This is a genomic window from Algoriphagus yeomjeoni (assembly GCF_003259505.1).
In the GTDB taxonomy this organism is placed as follows: Bacteria; Bacteroidota; Bacteroidia; order Cytophagales; family Cyclobacteriaceae; genus Algoriphagus; species Algoriphagus yeomjeoni.
In genome coordinates this window covers 551342-566979 of the sequence record NZ_QLLK01000001.1, presented here as the reverse complement: position 1 = coordinate 566979, position 15638 = coordinate 551342, and the positions used below count along the sequence as shown (strand labels likewise).

General features: G+C 41.4%; 14 protein-coding genes. 5 read left to right on the top strand and 9 right to left on the bottom strand.

Annotated features, from left to right (window positions below):
- Positions 1–175: 175 nt before the first annotated feature.
- The 5 genes from cysD to htpG form a co-directional block, all read right to left on the bottom strand.
- A complete protein-coding gene (gene cysD, locus LV83_RS02435) occupies positions 176–1075 on the bottom strand; it encodes a sulfate adenylyltransferase subunit CysD (RefSeq protein WP_111609923.1) in 900 nt (299 codons plus the stop codon).
- A 134-nt stretch (positions 1076–1209) separates the two neighbouring features.
- Complete coding sequence (locus tag LV83_RS02430; protein WP_111609922.1) at positions 1210–1914, bottom strand: phosphoadenylyl-sulfate reductase; 705 nt, start codon at positions 1912–1914, stop codon at positions 1210–1212.
- Positions 1889–2161 carry a DUF2061 domain-containing protein gene (locus LV83_RS02425; protein ID WP_111609921.1) on the bottom strand — a complete coding sequence of 91 codons (273 nt, stop codon included), beginning with the start codon at positions 2159–2161 and terminating at the stop codon, positions 1889–1891. The genes LV83_RS02430 and LV83_RS02425 overlap by 26 nt, the downstream gene beginning before the upstream one ends.
- Positions 2162–2237: 76 nt before the next feature.
- Positions 2238–2654, bottom strand: a complete 417-nt coding sequence (locus tag LV83_RS02420; protein WP_111609920.1) for an RrF2 family transcriptional regulator — start codon at positions 2652–2654, stop codon at positions 2238–2240.
- Positions 2655–3202: 548 nt separating this feature from the next.
- Positions 3203–5089, bottom strand: a complete 1887-nt coding sequence (htpG, locus tag LV83_RS02415) for a molecular chaperone HtpG (RefSeq protein WP_111609919.1) — start codon at positions 5087–5089, stop codon at positions 3203–3205.
- A gap of 385 nt (positions 5090–5474) precedes the next feature.
- On the opposite strand from htpG, the gene LV83_RS02410 reads away from it, so the two are divergent.
- The 5 genes from LV83_RS02410 (at position 5475) to ccsA (LV83_RS02390) (ending at position 10336) form a co-directional block, all read left to right on the top strand.
- Complete coding sequence (locus LV83_RS02410; RefSeq protein WP_111609918.1) at positions 5475–6140, top strand: heme exporter protein CcmB; 666 nt, start codon at positions 5475–5477, stop codon at positions 6138–6140.
- 196 nt (positions 6141–6336) lie between these two features.
- Positions 6337–7011 (top strand): cytochrome c biogenesis protein CcsA, encoded by a 675-nt coding sequence (gene ccsA / locus LV83_RS02405; protein ID WP_111609917.1) that lies wholly within the window; start codon positions 6337–6339, stop codon positions 7009–7011.
- 102 nt (positions 7012–7113) lie between these two features.
- Positions 7114–7356 carry a CcmD family protein gene (locus LV83_RS02400; RefSeq protein WP_211320444.1) on the top strand — a complete coding sequence of 81 codons (243 nt, stop codon included), beginning with the start codon at positions 7114–7116 and terminating at the stop codon, positions 7354–7356.
- A gap of 12 nt (positions 7357–7368) precedes the next feature.
- Positions 7369–7785, top strand: a complete 417-nt coding sequence (locus tag LV83_RS02395; RefSeq protein ID WP_111609916.1) for a cytochrome c maturation protein CcmE domain-containing protein — start codon at positions 7369–7371, stop codon at positions 7783–7785.
- Between the two features lie 28 nt (positions 7786–7813).
- Positions 7814–10336 (top strand): cytochrome c biogenesis protein CcsA, encoded by a 2523-nt coding sequence (gene ccsA, locus LV83_RS02390; protein WP_111609915.1) that lies wholly within the window; start codon positions 7814–7816, stop codon positions 10334–10336.
- Between the two features lie 113 nt (positions 10337–10449).
- Here the strand turns inward: ccsA (LV83_RS02390) and LV83_RS02385 are convergent, their stop codons facing one another.
- From LV83_RS02385 to prmA, 4 genes are all read right to left on the bottom strand, one after another.
- Entirely contained in the window at positions 10450–11988 is a 1539-nt protein-coding gene (locus LV83_RS02385; protein WP_111609914.1) for a GH3 auxin-responsive promoter family protein, read from the bottom strand.
- Entirely contained in the window at positions 11988–12725 is a 738-nt protein-coding gene (gene lptB, locus LV83_RS02380) for an LPS export ABC transporter ATP-binding protein (RefSeq protein ID WP_111609913.1), read from the bottom strand. The genes LV83_RS02385 and lptB overlap by 1 nt, the downstream gene beginning before the upstream one ends.
- A gap of 1 nt (position 12726) precedes the next feature.
- On the bottom strand, positions 12727–14451 hold the full coding sequence (gene recJ / locus LV83_RS02375) for a single-stranded-DNA-specific exonuclease RecJ (RefSeq protein WP_111609912.1): 1725 nt from the start codon (positions 14449–14451) through the stop codon (positions 12727–12729).
- A 356-nt stretch (positions 14452–14807) separates the two neighbouring features.
- On the bottom strand, positions 14808–15638 hold the full coding sequence (gene prmA, locus LV83_RS02365; protein WP_111609910.1) for a 50S ribosomal protein L11 methyltransferase: 831 nt from the start codon (positions 15636–15638) through the stop codon (positions 14808–14810).

Here is a 15638-nt window from a genome sequence, read left to right as displayed (position 1 = left end):
GTTAAGAATACTGCTTCTGGAGAAGCAGCATAAAAGACAAGGCCGAAGTCTGCTTACATAGTGGAGGTTCAGGTAAGCCTCGTAAATCGTAATTCTAAAATCTTATATAACTATAGAATCAAAACCTTCGAGGAGACCCTTCGACTTCGCTCAGGGTGACACCTCAAAGGTTACCCTAGAAGTATCCGACTTTCTTCCTCGTTTCCATCGCGGCTTCGGATCGCTTATCATCGATTCTCGCACCTCGCTCGGAGATGGAAGAATCTCTGATTTCCCCAACCACATCATCCAAGGAAACTGCCTCGGAAAACACAGCCGCAGTACAGGTCATGTCTCCTACAGTTCTGAAGCGTACCATTTTCACCATTACTTCCTCATGCTCCTCACGGAAAACATGCTCATTGGCAGTCCAGATCAATCCATCACGCATAAATACCTCGCGCTCATGCGCAAAATAGATCGATGGAATCTCAATATTCTCAGTTTTGATATACTCCCACACGTCCAGTTCAGTCCAGTTGGAAATCGGGAAACAACGAACGTTCTGGCCATTATGGATTTTACCGTTTAGCATATCAAACAGCTCTGGACGCTGATTCTTCTCATCCCACTGACCAAAGTCATCTCTAACTGAGAAAACCCGTTCTTTTGCTCTGGCCTTTTCCTCATCTCTTCTCGCTCCACCGATACAAGCATCGAATTTGAATTCTTCGATGGCATCCAAAAGTGTGGTAGTCTGAAGGGAATTTCTACTTGAATACCGTCCTCGCTCTTCACGAACTTTTCCCTGATCGATCGCATCCTGTACATTTCTTACAATCAGCTCTAATCCTAGCTCTTCCACTAGCTTATCTCTAAATTCGATTGTCTCCGGAAAATTATGCCCAGTGTCCACATGCAATAAAGGGAAAGGGATTTTAGCTGGATAAAAAGCTTTTTGTGCTAGCCTAACCAGCGTGATCGAGTCTTTTCCTCCAGAAAAAAGCAAAACCGGACGCTCAAACTGCGCCGCCACTTCACGAATGATGTGGATCGATTCTGCTTCTTTTGGATTAGGTATTAATAGGTTGTTCATAATATTTATGATTTACGAAGTACGATTTGCGGGTTGAAATTGTACTTCAAACTTTATCTTCTATTTGTCTTCGACTTCGCTCAGACTGACAAACTTTGCCTCAGTCTTGATTCTTGTGTCTATAATCTTGTGTCTTATTTCGCGTGCAATCCGCACTCCTTCTTCGAATCTTCCCACCACCAACGGCCTGCACGGGCATCTTCGCCTTCCATAATCGCGCGAGTACATGGAGCACAGCCTATACTGATGAAACCTTTGTCGTGCAGCGGATTATATGGTATGTTTTTCTCGTCGATGTATGCTATCATTTGATCAAAAGTCCAGTCCAACAACGGATTGAATTTGAGAATCTGATTTCCTTCATCCCACTCGATACGCTTCATATCGGATCTGTTGGCGGATTGCTCAGCGCGAAGTCCCGTCACCCAAACTTCATTTCCAGCAAGAGCTCTTCGAAGCGGTTCTACTTTGCGAACAAAGCAGCAGGACTTTCTATTTTCAACAGAGTCATAAAACCCGTTGATCCCTATATCACTTACCAAGTTCTCTACAGAGGAAGTAGTAGGGTAATATACTTTTATGTTTTGCTTGTATTTAGCTTCAGTTCTGGATAGCAGGTCAAGGGTTTCTGGAAAAAGCCTTCCTGTGTCCAAAGAAAATATTGAAATAGGCAAATGCGCATCAGCAATCAACTGCGTGATCACCTGATCCTCCTGACCTAGGGAGGTAGAAAAAGTAACTTTTCCCGGAAGAAGATCGGCTATCAAAGCCAGTCCTTCCTGAGCACTCAGCCTACTCAGCTGAGCCTCTAACTCATGCATATTCTTTTTGAGTGTCATCTTCTTTTACTTTAGGTACAGATTCCCAGATTCTCTCATGAAAATAGAACAGGATGATTTTGGAGAAAACCTCCACAGAACCAATAGACAGTGCCATCACAAATTCCCCGGTTATGAAATAGGAAATAATGATGGTATCAATTGTCCCGACAATTCTCCAAGAAATAGACTTAAGCAAGCTCTTGGCATTGCTATCTTTTCCAGGCTTGCTAGCAAACAGCTTTTTGAGTGGTTGGTCTAAAATCATACAAGGTTTGTTACGAGCATAAAGTACAAAAGTATATAAACCCTATAAAATATATAGGGTTTATGGTAAAAAAATTTTACTCTTCGTTCAAAATATCCTCTAATGATTTGTTTTCCAGTATTTTAAGAGTCTCATCTCTCACCTGAATCATTACTCTATTTATACCGCAAACTGCCTCATTTTTACACTCTTCGCAGGGTTCGTAGTAGTTTAAGCTCACGCAAGGAAGTAGAGCAATCGGGCCATCTAACAATCGAATCACTCTGGAAAGGGGAATATCTTTGGGTTCTTTGATCAGGTAATAGCCTCCACCTTTGCCTTTTTTACTTCCCAGCATTCCAGCCTTCTTGAGTTCAAGTAAGATATTCTCTAGAAACTTATGAGAAATCCCATGCTCCTCTGCGATCTCTTGGATCAACACGGTCTTCTCATCTTTGTGCTTGCCGAGGTAAGTAAGGGCATGCAGGGCGTATTTGGTCTTTTTGGAAAGCATAGATCAAAAATACGCTTTTTAAGTGAATACCCTAGTACCGTACTAGGCTTTAATAAATATGACAAAAAAACGGGTATGAAGACATACCCATTTAACTAGTTTTTTTGAATTGTTTGATATTAAAGCAATTCAACACTTCTCTATTCATAGCAAGTCAACCTCATTATAAAAATCTGCCTAGAATCAAAGCTAAGAATAAGATAACTAGAGAAATGGAAAGAGATGAAATCTTCTTTTTCACCTTTTTCCTTTCATACAGCTGAATTAACGAGAGAACCAATCCAACTATATATAGAACCAATTTAACATTTTCCCAATTCATATAAGAATGCATATTGAACCAATGTAATCAGAAAAGGCTAATTCAGCCAAAGAAGTCCTTGTAATCTCAAGCTTCGACCTACTACTATTTTAATCGCAGTCGATGATCTTTATTAGTAAAAATCACTTAGAAAAAGGAATAACAAAAAAATCCCCGAGGTTCGGGGATTTTTAATCTACCAAACCCTCCAAGGGTTTAGAGCCCTTGGAGAGTAGCTACTACTTTTTTACAGCAACTCCACACTTCTCTTCACGAAGGCCGTTAAATCTTTACCGGTTAGCAAGCCTTGGGAAAGAAGAGCCAAGTCAAATGACTGTTTAGCTATTTTTATCTTTTCTTCTTCAGTTTCAGCTTTCAAGACTTTGTCCACTGCAGGGTGATTTCCGTTGACAGCTACCTTGTAAGCATCAGGAAGGGAACCGTAGAAGCCCATTCCTCCACCGCCAGTTGCAGCCATTTCCTTCATTCTGCGCATGAATTCCTCCATGGTGATCGTCACAGGAAGTTCCTCAGGACTCAAGCCTTCTACTTCTACTGTATAAGTCTTATTGTTGATTGCCTTATCGAAGATTTCCTTCACTTCCTTGCTCTGATCTTCAGTCAGCAAGTTGGCATAGGTCTCATCCTTCTGGATCAGCTTCTCAGCCACATCAGCATCTACGCGCTTCAGTTGGGTTTTCTCCAACTTAGATTCCAGGTTTTGGATAAAGTGACTATCAATAGGTGAATCCATTACCAAGACATCGTAATCTTTCTTGTTGGCAGATTGGATAAATCCATCCTGCTTTTCCAAATCAGTAGCATATAAGATGACCGCTTGATCATTCTTGTCCGTTTGATTTGGCTTCACTTTAGATTGATATTCTTCAATAGTGAAGTACTCACCTTTTGTGTTTTTCAGCAAAGCGAAATCCTTACCTTTCTCGTAAAATTTTTCTTCGGAGATCATTCCGTATTTCACGAAAAGTCCGATATCATCCCACTTGTCTTCGTATGCTTTTCTATCTTTTTTGTAAAGTTCAGCAAGCTTGTCCGCCACCTTCTTCGTGATGTACGAATTGATTTTCTTCACATTTCCATCCGCTTGCAAGAAACTTCTTGATACGTTCAGAGGAATATCCGGAGAGTCAATCACCCCATGAAGCAACATCAGGAACTCAGGAACGATGTCCTTCACTTCGTCCGTGATGAATACCTGACGAGAGAATAATTTGATCTTATTTCTCTGAAGTTCGAATTCGTTTTTCACTTTCGGGAAGTACAATACTCCCGTCAAATTGAATGGGTAATCTACGTTCAGATGAATCCAGAAAAGTGGATCCTCAGACATAGGATAAAGCTCTTTGTAAAATTTCAAGTAATCTTCGTCTGTCAGATCACTTGGAGACTTTGTCCAGATCGGAGCCGTGGTATTGATGAAATTATCAACTTCAACAGACTTCCATTTCTTCTTACCTTCCTCATCTACACCATCTTCTACAGATTCGGTTTTTGTTCCAAACTTGATTGGAACAGGAAGGAACTTAGCGTATTTGTCAAGGATTCCTTGGAGCTTGAACTTGTCTAGGAATTCTTCAGAATCTTTATTGATATGAAGAATGATGTCTGTTCCGCGCTCTTTTCTTTTTCCTTTGGAAATCTCGAAAGAGGTAGAACCGTCACAGGTCCATTTTGCTGCTTCAGCTCCTTCTTGGTAGGAAAGTGTACTTATTTCTACTTTATCAGCTACCATGAAAGCCGAATAGAAACCGAGACCAAACTTACCGATGATCTCATTGGCATCTTTTGCGTCTTTGAATTTCTCGACGAATTCCTCCGCTCCAGAGAAAGCCACCTGGTTGATGTACTTTTTGATCTCCTCAGCAGTCATACCCAGACCGCGGTCGGAAATGGTGATGGTTTTCTTCTTCTCGTCGAAACTCACCTCCACCGTAGTGTCACCAAGTTCGCCCGTGTACTGACCTAATGTCGCAAGTCGCTTGATTTTTTGAGTCGCATCGACGGCGTTAGAAACTAGTTCTCTTAGAAAAATCTCGTTATCAGAATAGAGAAACTTCTTGATAATCGGGAAAATGTTATCGGTATGGATCGAGATCGTGCCTTTTTCCTGCATGGCTATAAATTAGTTTAGTTAAACACTTGTTTGTCGGGCACAGAATTGCAACTGTTGTTCCAAAGGAGTTTTGGTGTCAATTTGGCAGTTTCGATTTCGGAATTCAGATTTACGATTTCAGATTTTCTTACTAATTAGCTGAGTACTAAAAAGTAAATATATAGATTAACCACACTTTACAATTTCCCCACCTTACAATTCTGAAGACAAAGCTCAGAGTTTTCAATTCGTCATAATTGGTGTCAGTCCGAGCACCCGAGAGACGGGAGTCTAGAGATTCTAGAACCCTTCGACTTCGCTCAGGGTGACAACCTTTCATTCCACGAATGCTTGAATTTTTCAATATTTCAATCTTATAATTTTTCAATCCACCTATCTTTGAGCGATGTTGAAAGAAATCTCGGTTCTGATCAGTAAAGAAGTCACGCTGGAATGGCGACAGAAATTCGCGCTGAATGGGATTTTGCTTTATGTGGTTTCGGCAGTTTTTATCACGTATTTAAGTCTTGGCGCTCAGAAAGGAAACATTTCAACCCCGATCTGGAATGCACTTTATTGGATCATTATCCTGTTCTCAGCTGTGAATGCCGTTGCAAAAAGCTTTGTCCAAGAGCATCAAGGCCGCCAACTTTATTATTACATGATTGCTTCTCCTGAGGCAATTATCCTTTCGAAAATTATCTACAACACAGGACTGACATTGATTTTAGCACTTTTAGGCTATGGAGTTTTTTCAGTGATTCTGGGAAATCCTATACAGGATCAAGGCTTGTTTCTCCTGAATTTGGTATTAGGAGCGATGGGTTTTTCAGCCTGCTTGACCATGGTAAGCGGGATTGCTTCCAAAGCAGGAAATAACGCGACGCTGATGGCTATTCTTAGTTTCCCGATAATCATACCGATTTTGCTGATGGCCATCCGGATATCGAAAAATGCGATGGATGGACTGGATAGGAGTGTAAGTATGGATTATCTATTCACACTTTTAGCGATCAATGCGATTGTCGCTGTGACAGGATATATTCTGTTTCCTTATTTGTGGAGGTCGTGAGATTGGAAAATTGGAAGATTGGAAGATTTTAAAATTAACTCCATAGAAAGTCTGAGATAAACAAAAATGCTTGAAGTTCTGTAGATCTCGTAAATCGTAAATCTAATATCCTAAATCCACTCAAAAGACTTCACAAAAAGCACCGTTTTCAGGAACTTATGACGTATTTTTGCGCTTGAATTAGCAAAAATGCCCTATGCGCCAATCCTGGTGGAAAATTCTTGCAATTGCCCTGCTGCTGTACACGCTAATCGCAGGCTTGCTGATGGAAGCGCCAAGACTTCCAATTCTCAACGAAACCATTCGTGCTCTTCACTTCCATGTGACTATGTGGTTTGGAATGATCCTGATGCTAGTAGTAGCAGTGTATTATAGCATCAAGTATCTGCGAACTAATGACCTTCGAAATGACGATTTGGCCATAGAGTTCACCAATGCTGCCATTTTATTTGGAGTTTTAGGAATTGTGACTGGTATGCTCTGGGCCAAATTCACTTGGGGAGATTACTGGAGTGGAGATCCTAAGCAAAATGCATCGGCCATTGGGATCTTGATGTATTTCGCATATTTAATACTAAGAAATTCACTGACTGATTCGCAGCAGAGAGCACGTATCGGAGCCATTTATAACATTTTCGCATTCGCAGCTTTTATTCCCCTTATCTTCGTACTCCCAAGATTAACAGACAGTTTGCACCCAGGAAATGGTGGAAATCCAGGCTTCAATGCCTATGATCTAGACTCCAAACTTCGGGCAGTTTTCTATCCAGCGATTATCGGATGGACTTTATTGGGAAGTTGGATCGCAACTGTACGCGTCAGAATGCGTAGGGTGGAGAGAACAATTGAAGACCGAATGATTAATTCTTAATAGAAGAGATGAAATCGAGCATGACCCAAAGCGACACACAGAGGTATGATTATGCTGTTTGCGAAGATTCCATGTGGCAATTAAAAATCAAATTATAAACACGTGAAAAAATTATTGACAATAGCGCTTTTGGTTTTCAGTCTTTCTGCTTTGGCACAAGAAAAAATCCCTGTCACTGAAGCCGACTACACCAATAACTCAGTGGAAATGGCTGACTTGATGAGATCAAATGGCAAAATCTACGTCTTGGTAGGTGTAATCGCAATTATATTTGCAGGGATCACCGTTTACCTAATCAGCACGGATCGCAAGATCAGCAAACTTGAAAAAAATCTTCACTCCTAAAATTCAGAACTAATGAAGAAAGGACACATAATAGGTTTAGGAATTATTGCCATAGCAATAGTCATCATCATGACTTCCATCGGGGATGCAAGTAGCTACGAAAGCTTCACTACTGCTAAAGAAATGAAGCAAGACGGGGACGATAAGGCAATTCATGTAGTAGGACAACTGAAAAAGGATGCTAGTGGAGAAGTAACTGGTCTAAATGTTCGGGAAGATAAAGTTTCTTTCACATTTATGTTGGTGGACAACGAAGGTGTAGAGCAGGAAGTGTTTTACAACGAGCCAGTTCCTGCAGATTTTACCCGGTCCGAATCCGTAGTAGTAATCGGATCCTACAAGAATGACGAAATATTTATTGCCGATAAGATCTTAATGAAGTGCCCTTCCAAGTACCAAGAAACGGAAGTGCAGGCAGCAGGAATGTGAGTTTAGGGCAGTTTGAATTAAAATATCCATGATCAATACCTTTATCGGTAACCTCGGCCACTTCATGACCATAGTGGCCTTTGTCAGTGCACTGACTACCGCATACGCTTACATTCAGTATTTCCGCGCCAACGAAATCGACAAAGCAAGTTGGAAGAGATTCAGTAGAATCAGTTTCGGAGTTCACGGCATCTCTGCTGTGATGATTGCTTTTTCACTTTTTGAGATCATCTACAATCACCGCTTCGAGTATTTTTACGCTTACTCTCACAGTTCGGAGGCACTGCCAGTACATTACATGATTTCCAGTTTCTGGGAAGGTCAAGAAGGAGCTTTTATCCTTTGGATATTTTGGAACGTGGTGCTTGGCACAATCCTTATTTTCACTAATAAGTTCTGGGAAGCTCCGGTCATGGTGGTGTTTGCGCTCGTTCAAGCATTCTTAGTGTCTATGATTTTGGGTGTGGTGATCGGTGATTTGAAAATAGGAAGCTCTCCTTTCATTCTCCTGAGAGATGCCACACAGGCACCGATTTTCCAGATGAATCCTGATTTTGTTCCTGAAGATGGAACCGGATTGAATCCACTTTTGCAAAACATCTGGATGGTGATTCACCCTCCTACGTTATTCTTGGGCTACGCTTCGACATTGGTTCCTTTCGCTTTCTTGATGGGTGGATTAGTGACCAAAAAATACTCTGAGTGGATTCGCCCAGCTTTGCCATGGGCGATTTTCTCTGCAATGATCCTAGGAATGGGAATTATCATGGGAGCCTATTGGGCTTATGTGACCCTGAATTTTGGTGGGTATTGGAACTGGGACCCGGTAGAAAATGCCGTGTATGTGCCTTGGCTTATTCTGGTAGCATCTATTCACACCATGATCACTTATAAGAAAAGTGCCACCGCGCTGAAGACTTCAATTGTCTTGGTGATCATGACTTTTATTTTGGTGCTTTATGCCACTTTCCTAGTGAGATCGGGTGTATTGGGAGATGCTTCAGTACACTCCTTCACAGATTTGGGTCTATCCGGTCAGTTGCTGATTTATATGCTTTTCTTCCTAGTAGTAGCTATAGTCCTTTGCGTAATAAATTGGAAAAATATTCCTACTTCAGAAAAAGAAGCCTCTGTTTACTCCCGCGAATTTTGGGTTTTCATTGGTGCGACTACGCTGGCATTGATGGCCTTCCAGGTCATTTTGCCTACCTCCATTCCTGCTTGGAATGCCATGGTAGAAAGTTTCGGAGGCATATCTAACATGGCTCCGCCAGCAGATCAGATCGAGTTCTACACCAAATTTCAATTGTGGTTTGCAGTTGCCTTGGCTATGCTAACTGCCGTTGGTCAGTTTTTCTGGTGGCAGAAAATGGATAAGAAAGCTTTAAAAGATGCGCTTCTGACTCCTTATATCATTTCAGTTTTACTTTCGGCGGCGATTATTGTTTTGGCCAAAGTCTTTGATTGGCAATACATGATCATCGTGCTTGCTGGTACATTTACGATTACTGCAAACGCGGTGATTCTAGCCAAAATTCTAAAGAAATCTACCTTCAAACTGGCTGGAGGCTCTTTGGCACATATTGGTTTGGGTATGATTTTGATCGGAATTATGTTCAGCTCGGGATATTCTGACACCATTTCCATCAATATGTCCGGCTTGACATACAGCAATAGCTGGGAGGATGAGTTGAACAAAGAGCATGTCTTGCTTTGGATCAATAAGCCAACTCAGATGAAGGACTATACGGTGATTTATCGTGGTCGTCAGAAGAAGGTAAAAGGTATATCTGAATATGTTCCTGCCAAGATTCTGGAACCAACAGGAAAAGTAAATGAAGCCCTAGCGTTGGAGGATTATAAAGATCACTTCAAAAAGGGAGACAAAGTTGATATTGTCCTAGAAGAAAATGACTACTTCCAGATCGAGTATTACCAAAATGAAGTATTGAAATTCTCCCTAAGTCCTATGTCTCAGTTCAATGAGGGTATGGGTGGATTGATTTCTTCACCAGCCTCCAGAATTTTTATAGACAGGGATCTGTATACCTACGTAGCAGCCATGAATGATTCTGAGGATCCGGATTGGAAAGAAGATGAGAACTATGAAGTAGCACCTGGGGAGCAGTTCCACATTGCAGATTATGTGACCTACTTTGATGGCGCTGATGTGCTTCAAGAATTGGATGGTTATGTGCTACAAGAAGGAGACGTGGCAGTAAGAGCTAATCTTAGAATTTTGGATTACGATGTAGAAAAATTGCTTCAGCCAACCTTCATTATCCGTAACAATCAAGTTGGAAAACTGCCAGTGGTAGATAATGAGCTAGGTATTAAAGTGAGTCTTGAAAACATCTTGCCAGAGGAAAACAAGTTTGTCTTCAAGGTAAATCAGTATCAAAAAGACTATGTGGTAATGAAGGCTATAGTGAAGCCTTACATCAACGTACTTTGGATCGGTACCATCGTGATGCTGATCGGGTTTACAGTCGCTATCTTCAGAAGATTCGACGAGTTCAAAAAGATGCGGGATAAGGGAATGGAAATTTAAAAGCTGAAAGCTGAAGTCAGAAATCAAAAGTCTGAAAGTTGAAAGCTAAAATCATAAAACAAGGAAGCCCGGCGATATCGTCGGGCTTCCTTGTTATTGCAAAATACTAAATATCAACCTACGGGTTTTGAACTTTCCATCATCCCCAATATCTCATCCAAATATTCTCTGGAGTTGGAAAGTCGTGGCACTTTATGCTGACCTCCTAATTTCCCTCTTTTCCGCATCCACCGTTCAAATAAGCCATGTGGAGCATGATGGATGATTGGTTCTTTCAATGCCAGTCCTTTGTGACGCTTAGCATCGTAATCAGAGTTTATTTCTCTCAAATGCTCATCAACTAGTCTGTCAAACTCATCTGGATCAGATGGTTCTTTTTGAAATTCCACGATCCATTCATGCGCACCCTTCGATCCAGACCCTTCAAAATACACGGGAGCAGCTGTGAAATTAGAAATCATGGCAGCTGTATGCTCGGCTGCGAATTGGATCGCTTTTTCAGCATTTTCCACAATCACTTCCTCGCCAAATGCATTGATGAAATGACGTGTCCGACCTGAAATTCTAAATCGATAAGGTGCCGTAGAAGTGAATTTTACTGTATCCCCAATTTTATATCTCCAAAGTCCACCATTGGTGGTAATCACTAGCGCATAATTCTTTCCAACTTCTACTTCAGACAATGGAATCACTTCTGGGTCTTCATTATCCCATTCTTCCATGGAAATGAATTCATAGAAAATACCATAATCCAACAGCAGTAATAACTCATCAGAATCCTTCTGATCCTGTATCCCAAAAAATCCCTCAGAAGCATTGTATGTCTCCATATAGCGCATCTTCTCTGATGGAATAAGCTCCTTGAAAAGACTTCTGTAAGGTCCAAAAGCTACCGCACCATGGAAAAATATCTCCAGATTTGGCCACACTTCTGTAATATTCTTGGCTTTCTTTAACTCTAAGACTTTTTGCAAAAGCACCACGGTCCATGTGGGAACTCCCGCCATGCAAGTCACATCTTCGTCCATAGTCTCAAGAGCCATTTTTTCAATTTTGGCTTCCCATTCTCCCATCAAAGCAGTTTCCTTAGAAGGTGTTCGGACGAAATACGACCAAAAAGGCAAATTCTCCATGATCACTGCTGAGATATCTCCAGCTCTAGCGGTCCCAAGAGGATTTAGCGGGTTTTGATCAAGGGTACCTCCGATTGTCAAGGTCTTACCAGCAAACATTCTAGAATCAGGGTAATTGGCCATATAAAGTGCAACCATGTCTTTGCCCCCTTTATAATGGCACTCTTCAAGACTTTCATGTGTCACCGGAATGTACTTGCTTCTACTTGCAGTTGTTCCTGAGGACTTCGCAAACCATTCTATTTCCTTATTCCAAATGACATTGTCTTTACCTTCCATTGTCTTGTCAATGAATGGCTTGAAACTATCATAGTTTCTTATAGGTACTCTGCGGGCAAAATCAGCATAGGACTTTATCTCCGAAAATCGATGCTCAACTCCAAAATCTGTATTTTTTCCAGCTTCTAATAGTTCCTTAAAAATCGTTTCTTGAACAGCAATAGGGTTGTGCTTAAAGTTATCAATTTGACCTAGGCGACTTCTAAAAATCCAAGTCATTAAGGAATTCAGAACTGCCATTAATTAAATACTTTTCGTTTCAACTCGAAATTAGACCCTAAATATACTTTTCTCACTTGCTCGTCGGCTGCCAATTCTTCAGCTGTTCCAGCTTTAAGAAGCTTCCCTTCGAACATCAAATATGCTCTGTCAGTAATAGAAAGTGTTTCATTTACATTGTGATCGGTGATCAAAATACCAATGTTTTTTGTCTTAAGCTTAGCTACAATGGTTTGAATTTCCTCAACCGCGATAGGGTCTACACCTGCAAAAGGCTCATCCAGCAAAACGAATTTTGGATCAACTGCCAGAGCTCTGGCGATCTCAGTTCTTCTTCTTTCACCACCAGAAAGCACCATTCCCAGATTTTTACGCACATGAGTTAGACTGAATTCCTCCAGCAAACTCTCCACCTTTTCCTTGCGCTGCTGCTTAGGCATTTTGGTCATTTCCAGCACAGCCATGATATTTTCCTCTACCGAAAGCTTACGGAAAACTGAGGCTTCTTGGGCTAAATAACCGATTCCAGACTGGGCTCTTTTATACATCGGCAGGCTTGTGATATTTCTATCTTCCAAAAAAATCTTGCCCTCATTAGGTTGAATCAACCCTACAATCATATAAAAGGAGGTGGTTTTTCCGGCTCCATTTGGACCTAAAAGCCCCACAATTTCACCTTGACTCACCTCGACAGAGATGTCGTTCACCACTCGGCGACCCTTGTAAATTTTTACCAAATGCTCAGCACGAAGAATCATATCAGTCAAATTTGATGTCTTTCACGTAAAGTTGCAAACTGCTCTTATCGCGAAACACATTTTCTCTCATTTCAGCAACTATATCAAATCGCATTTTTCCGCGGAGCATATTTACGGTTGTTAAGTCAGGATCTTTTGCCCGATCTGCCATCCCAAATCCCAGACAAACCGGCGTAGTCACCTGCCCATCCTGTACTATTTTGAACCTCAGATGTTTATCCTTGAGAACAGTCACATCTTCAGCATATACATTCGCAATTCGGAAAATCGGCTCCGTATTTCCTGGCCCAAAAGGCGCCATTTGCTTCAAGATATTATAAAACTTGTAATTAATCTGATCTAAAAGCAATTCATCATCAACTTCTATCACTGGCTTACGATGGACTTCCTCAATTCTACGCTTTACCACAGCTTCAAATTTCTCCTGAAAAGCAATCACATTCTCCACAGGAAGTGTCAAGCCGGCTGCGTACATATGGCCACCAAATTGATCCAATAAATCTGAACACTCTTCTATTGCTTCGTAAATATTAAAGTCTACCACAGATCTAGCGCTGCCAGTAGCTTTCCCATTTGATTCCGTCAAAATGATAGTTGGTCTGTAATATTTTTCAATGCAGCGACTAGCCACAATCCCAATTACGCCCTTATGCCAGTCATCTTTGAAAAGTACCGTAGAATTCCATTCTTCCAATTCCTCCCGGGAAGCGATCATTTCAAAGGCTTCTTTGGTGATATTTTCATCAAAATTCCTTCGCGTAGCATTCACCTCGTCTACCACTTTGGCCCGCTCCATCGCACCTTCCAAATCCGAAGAAATCAAAAGCTCCACTGAAGCTTTTGCATGCTCTAGTCTTCCTGAAGCATTTATTCTAGGTCCAATTTTGAAAACCACATCCGAAATCCCAATGTCCTTTTCCAAATTACTACTCAACATCAACGCCTTCAATCCTGGTCGCGGCGTATTGTTCAGTCGATCAAGGCCGTAATAAGCAAGAATCCTATTTTCTCCAGTAATGGGAACGATGTCTGCAGCGATACTCACTGCCACCAAATCCAAATAAGCATCCAATAAAGAGCTGTCCATGCCGCGCTTCATCGCAATCGCTTGGATTAGCTTAAAGCCAACCCCAGCCCCACTCAATTCTTTGTAGGGATAATTGCAATCTTTTCGTTTGGCATCCAATACGGCAATAGCAGCAGGAAGCTCTTCGCCCGGCGTGTGGTGATCACAAATAATGAAATCTACCCCAAGTTCGGTTGCCAAAGCAACTTTCTCGATTGCCTTGATTCCACAATCCAGCGCGATAATAAGCTTTATGTCATTTTCTGCAGCAAATCGAACTCCTTTTTCGGAAATGCCATAGCCCTCTTTGTATCTGTCTGGGATATAAAAAACCACATCTGAATAGAAGGTTTTTAGGAAACCATACATCAGTGCAACTGCGGTCGTACCATCCACATCATAGTCACCATAGACCATGATTTTTTGCCCGCTGGCAATCGCATCTTGAATTCTGTCCACTGCTTCAGTCATATCCTTCATCAGAAAAGGATCGTGAAGCATCACCAGCGACGGGCGGAAGTAGCTCTTCGCCTGCTCAAAACTCTCCACCCCTCGATTAATCAGCATGTTGGCCAAAGTCGGATTGACATTGATGGCCTTGCTCAACACATCTACAGCCAGTTGCGAGGTTTTGGGCTTTTGTTTCCAGAGGTACTCCATGAAGCTAATTTAGTAAACTAAGTTTCTTGTGATTTTATAAATTAAAAGTACTCGTTCTATAATCGGCTTTTGAAGCCTAAAAGTTTACTCAAAACCAATTAATACTAGCTTTTCGTCTTTTTATATTTTTCCCAAAAATAAACAGGGAAGATAAGGGCTTTCAGTTTCCAATCATTTTTCTCAGCCAGGTTCAAGGTGGAATCCTCATGCACAGTTCGATACATTTTTCCAGCTAAAAGACAATGCCCAATCAGCAACACAAAAACTACAGCGTAAATAATCAGTTCGGTCATTAAAGTTGTAAGGTGTTAACGTGGCAAGGTTGTAAAGTTACTTCTGTCTTCGGTCTCCTGTGTTCAAGCTTTTTTCTGCAAAATCAGCGCCGCCCAATTATCCTTGCTTTGCTGTGCAATCAACTCCAAACCTAGTGGTGTTGCACATTCGTTTAGGTCTTCGATATCCTGTGTATAAAACCCGCTTAGCAACAAGAATCCATCATTCTTAAGCAAATCACCATAAATATTCATCTCATCCAAAAGCACATTCTTATTGATATTGGCTAGCACGATGTCAAACTCACCCTTAGGATTCACTTCGCGGATTGTTCCTAACTCCATACGTGTAGTGAGTCCGTTTAGGTCAAAATTCTCATTTCCATTGTCCACACACCAATCGTCGATATCAAAAGCCTCAACTTCGCTAGCTCCTAGCAAATGAGCCATAACTGCCAAAATCCCTGTTCCAGACCCTACGTCAAGAACTCGCTTGCCTTGGTGATCGATTTGTCCTTGATTCCTAAGCATCTGAAAAGTCGTCGCATGATGCCCAGTGCCAAAAGACATTTTAGGATTGATAACAATCTCATGTTTGAATTCAGGCTTGCTCGGGTGAAAGGAAGCCCGAACATACACTAGGTCATCTACAGCAATGGGATCGTAATTCTTTTCCCACTCCTCGTTCCAATTGACCTTTGGCATTATGCCTTCTTCCAAAGTGATTTCAGCATCCACTTTATATTGGTCCATCACTTCATCGAAAGCGGTCCGGTCAAAATCTGACTCCAGGGTATAAGCATCGATTCCCTCCTCAGTTTCGAGGAAGGAATTAAAGCCTATCATGGATAGTTCAGCTATAAGGATTTCCCGGAATTGCTCCAGGCACTTGATTTTAAACTCCAGGTAATCCAT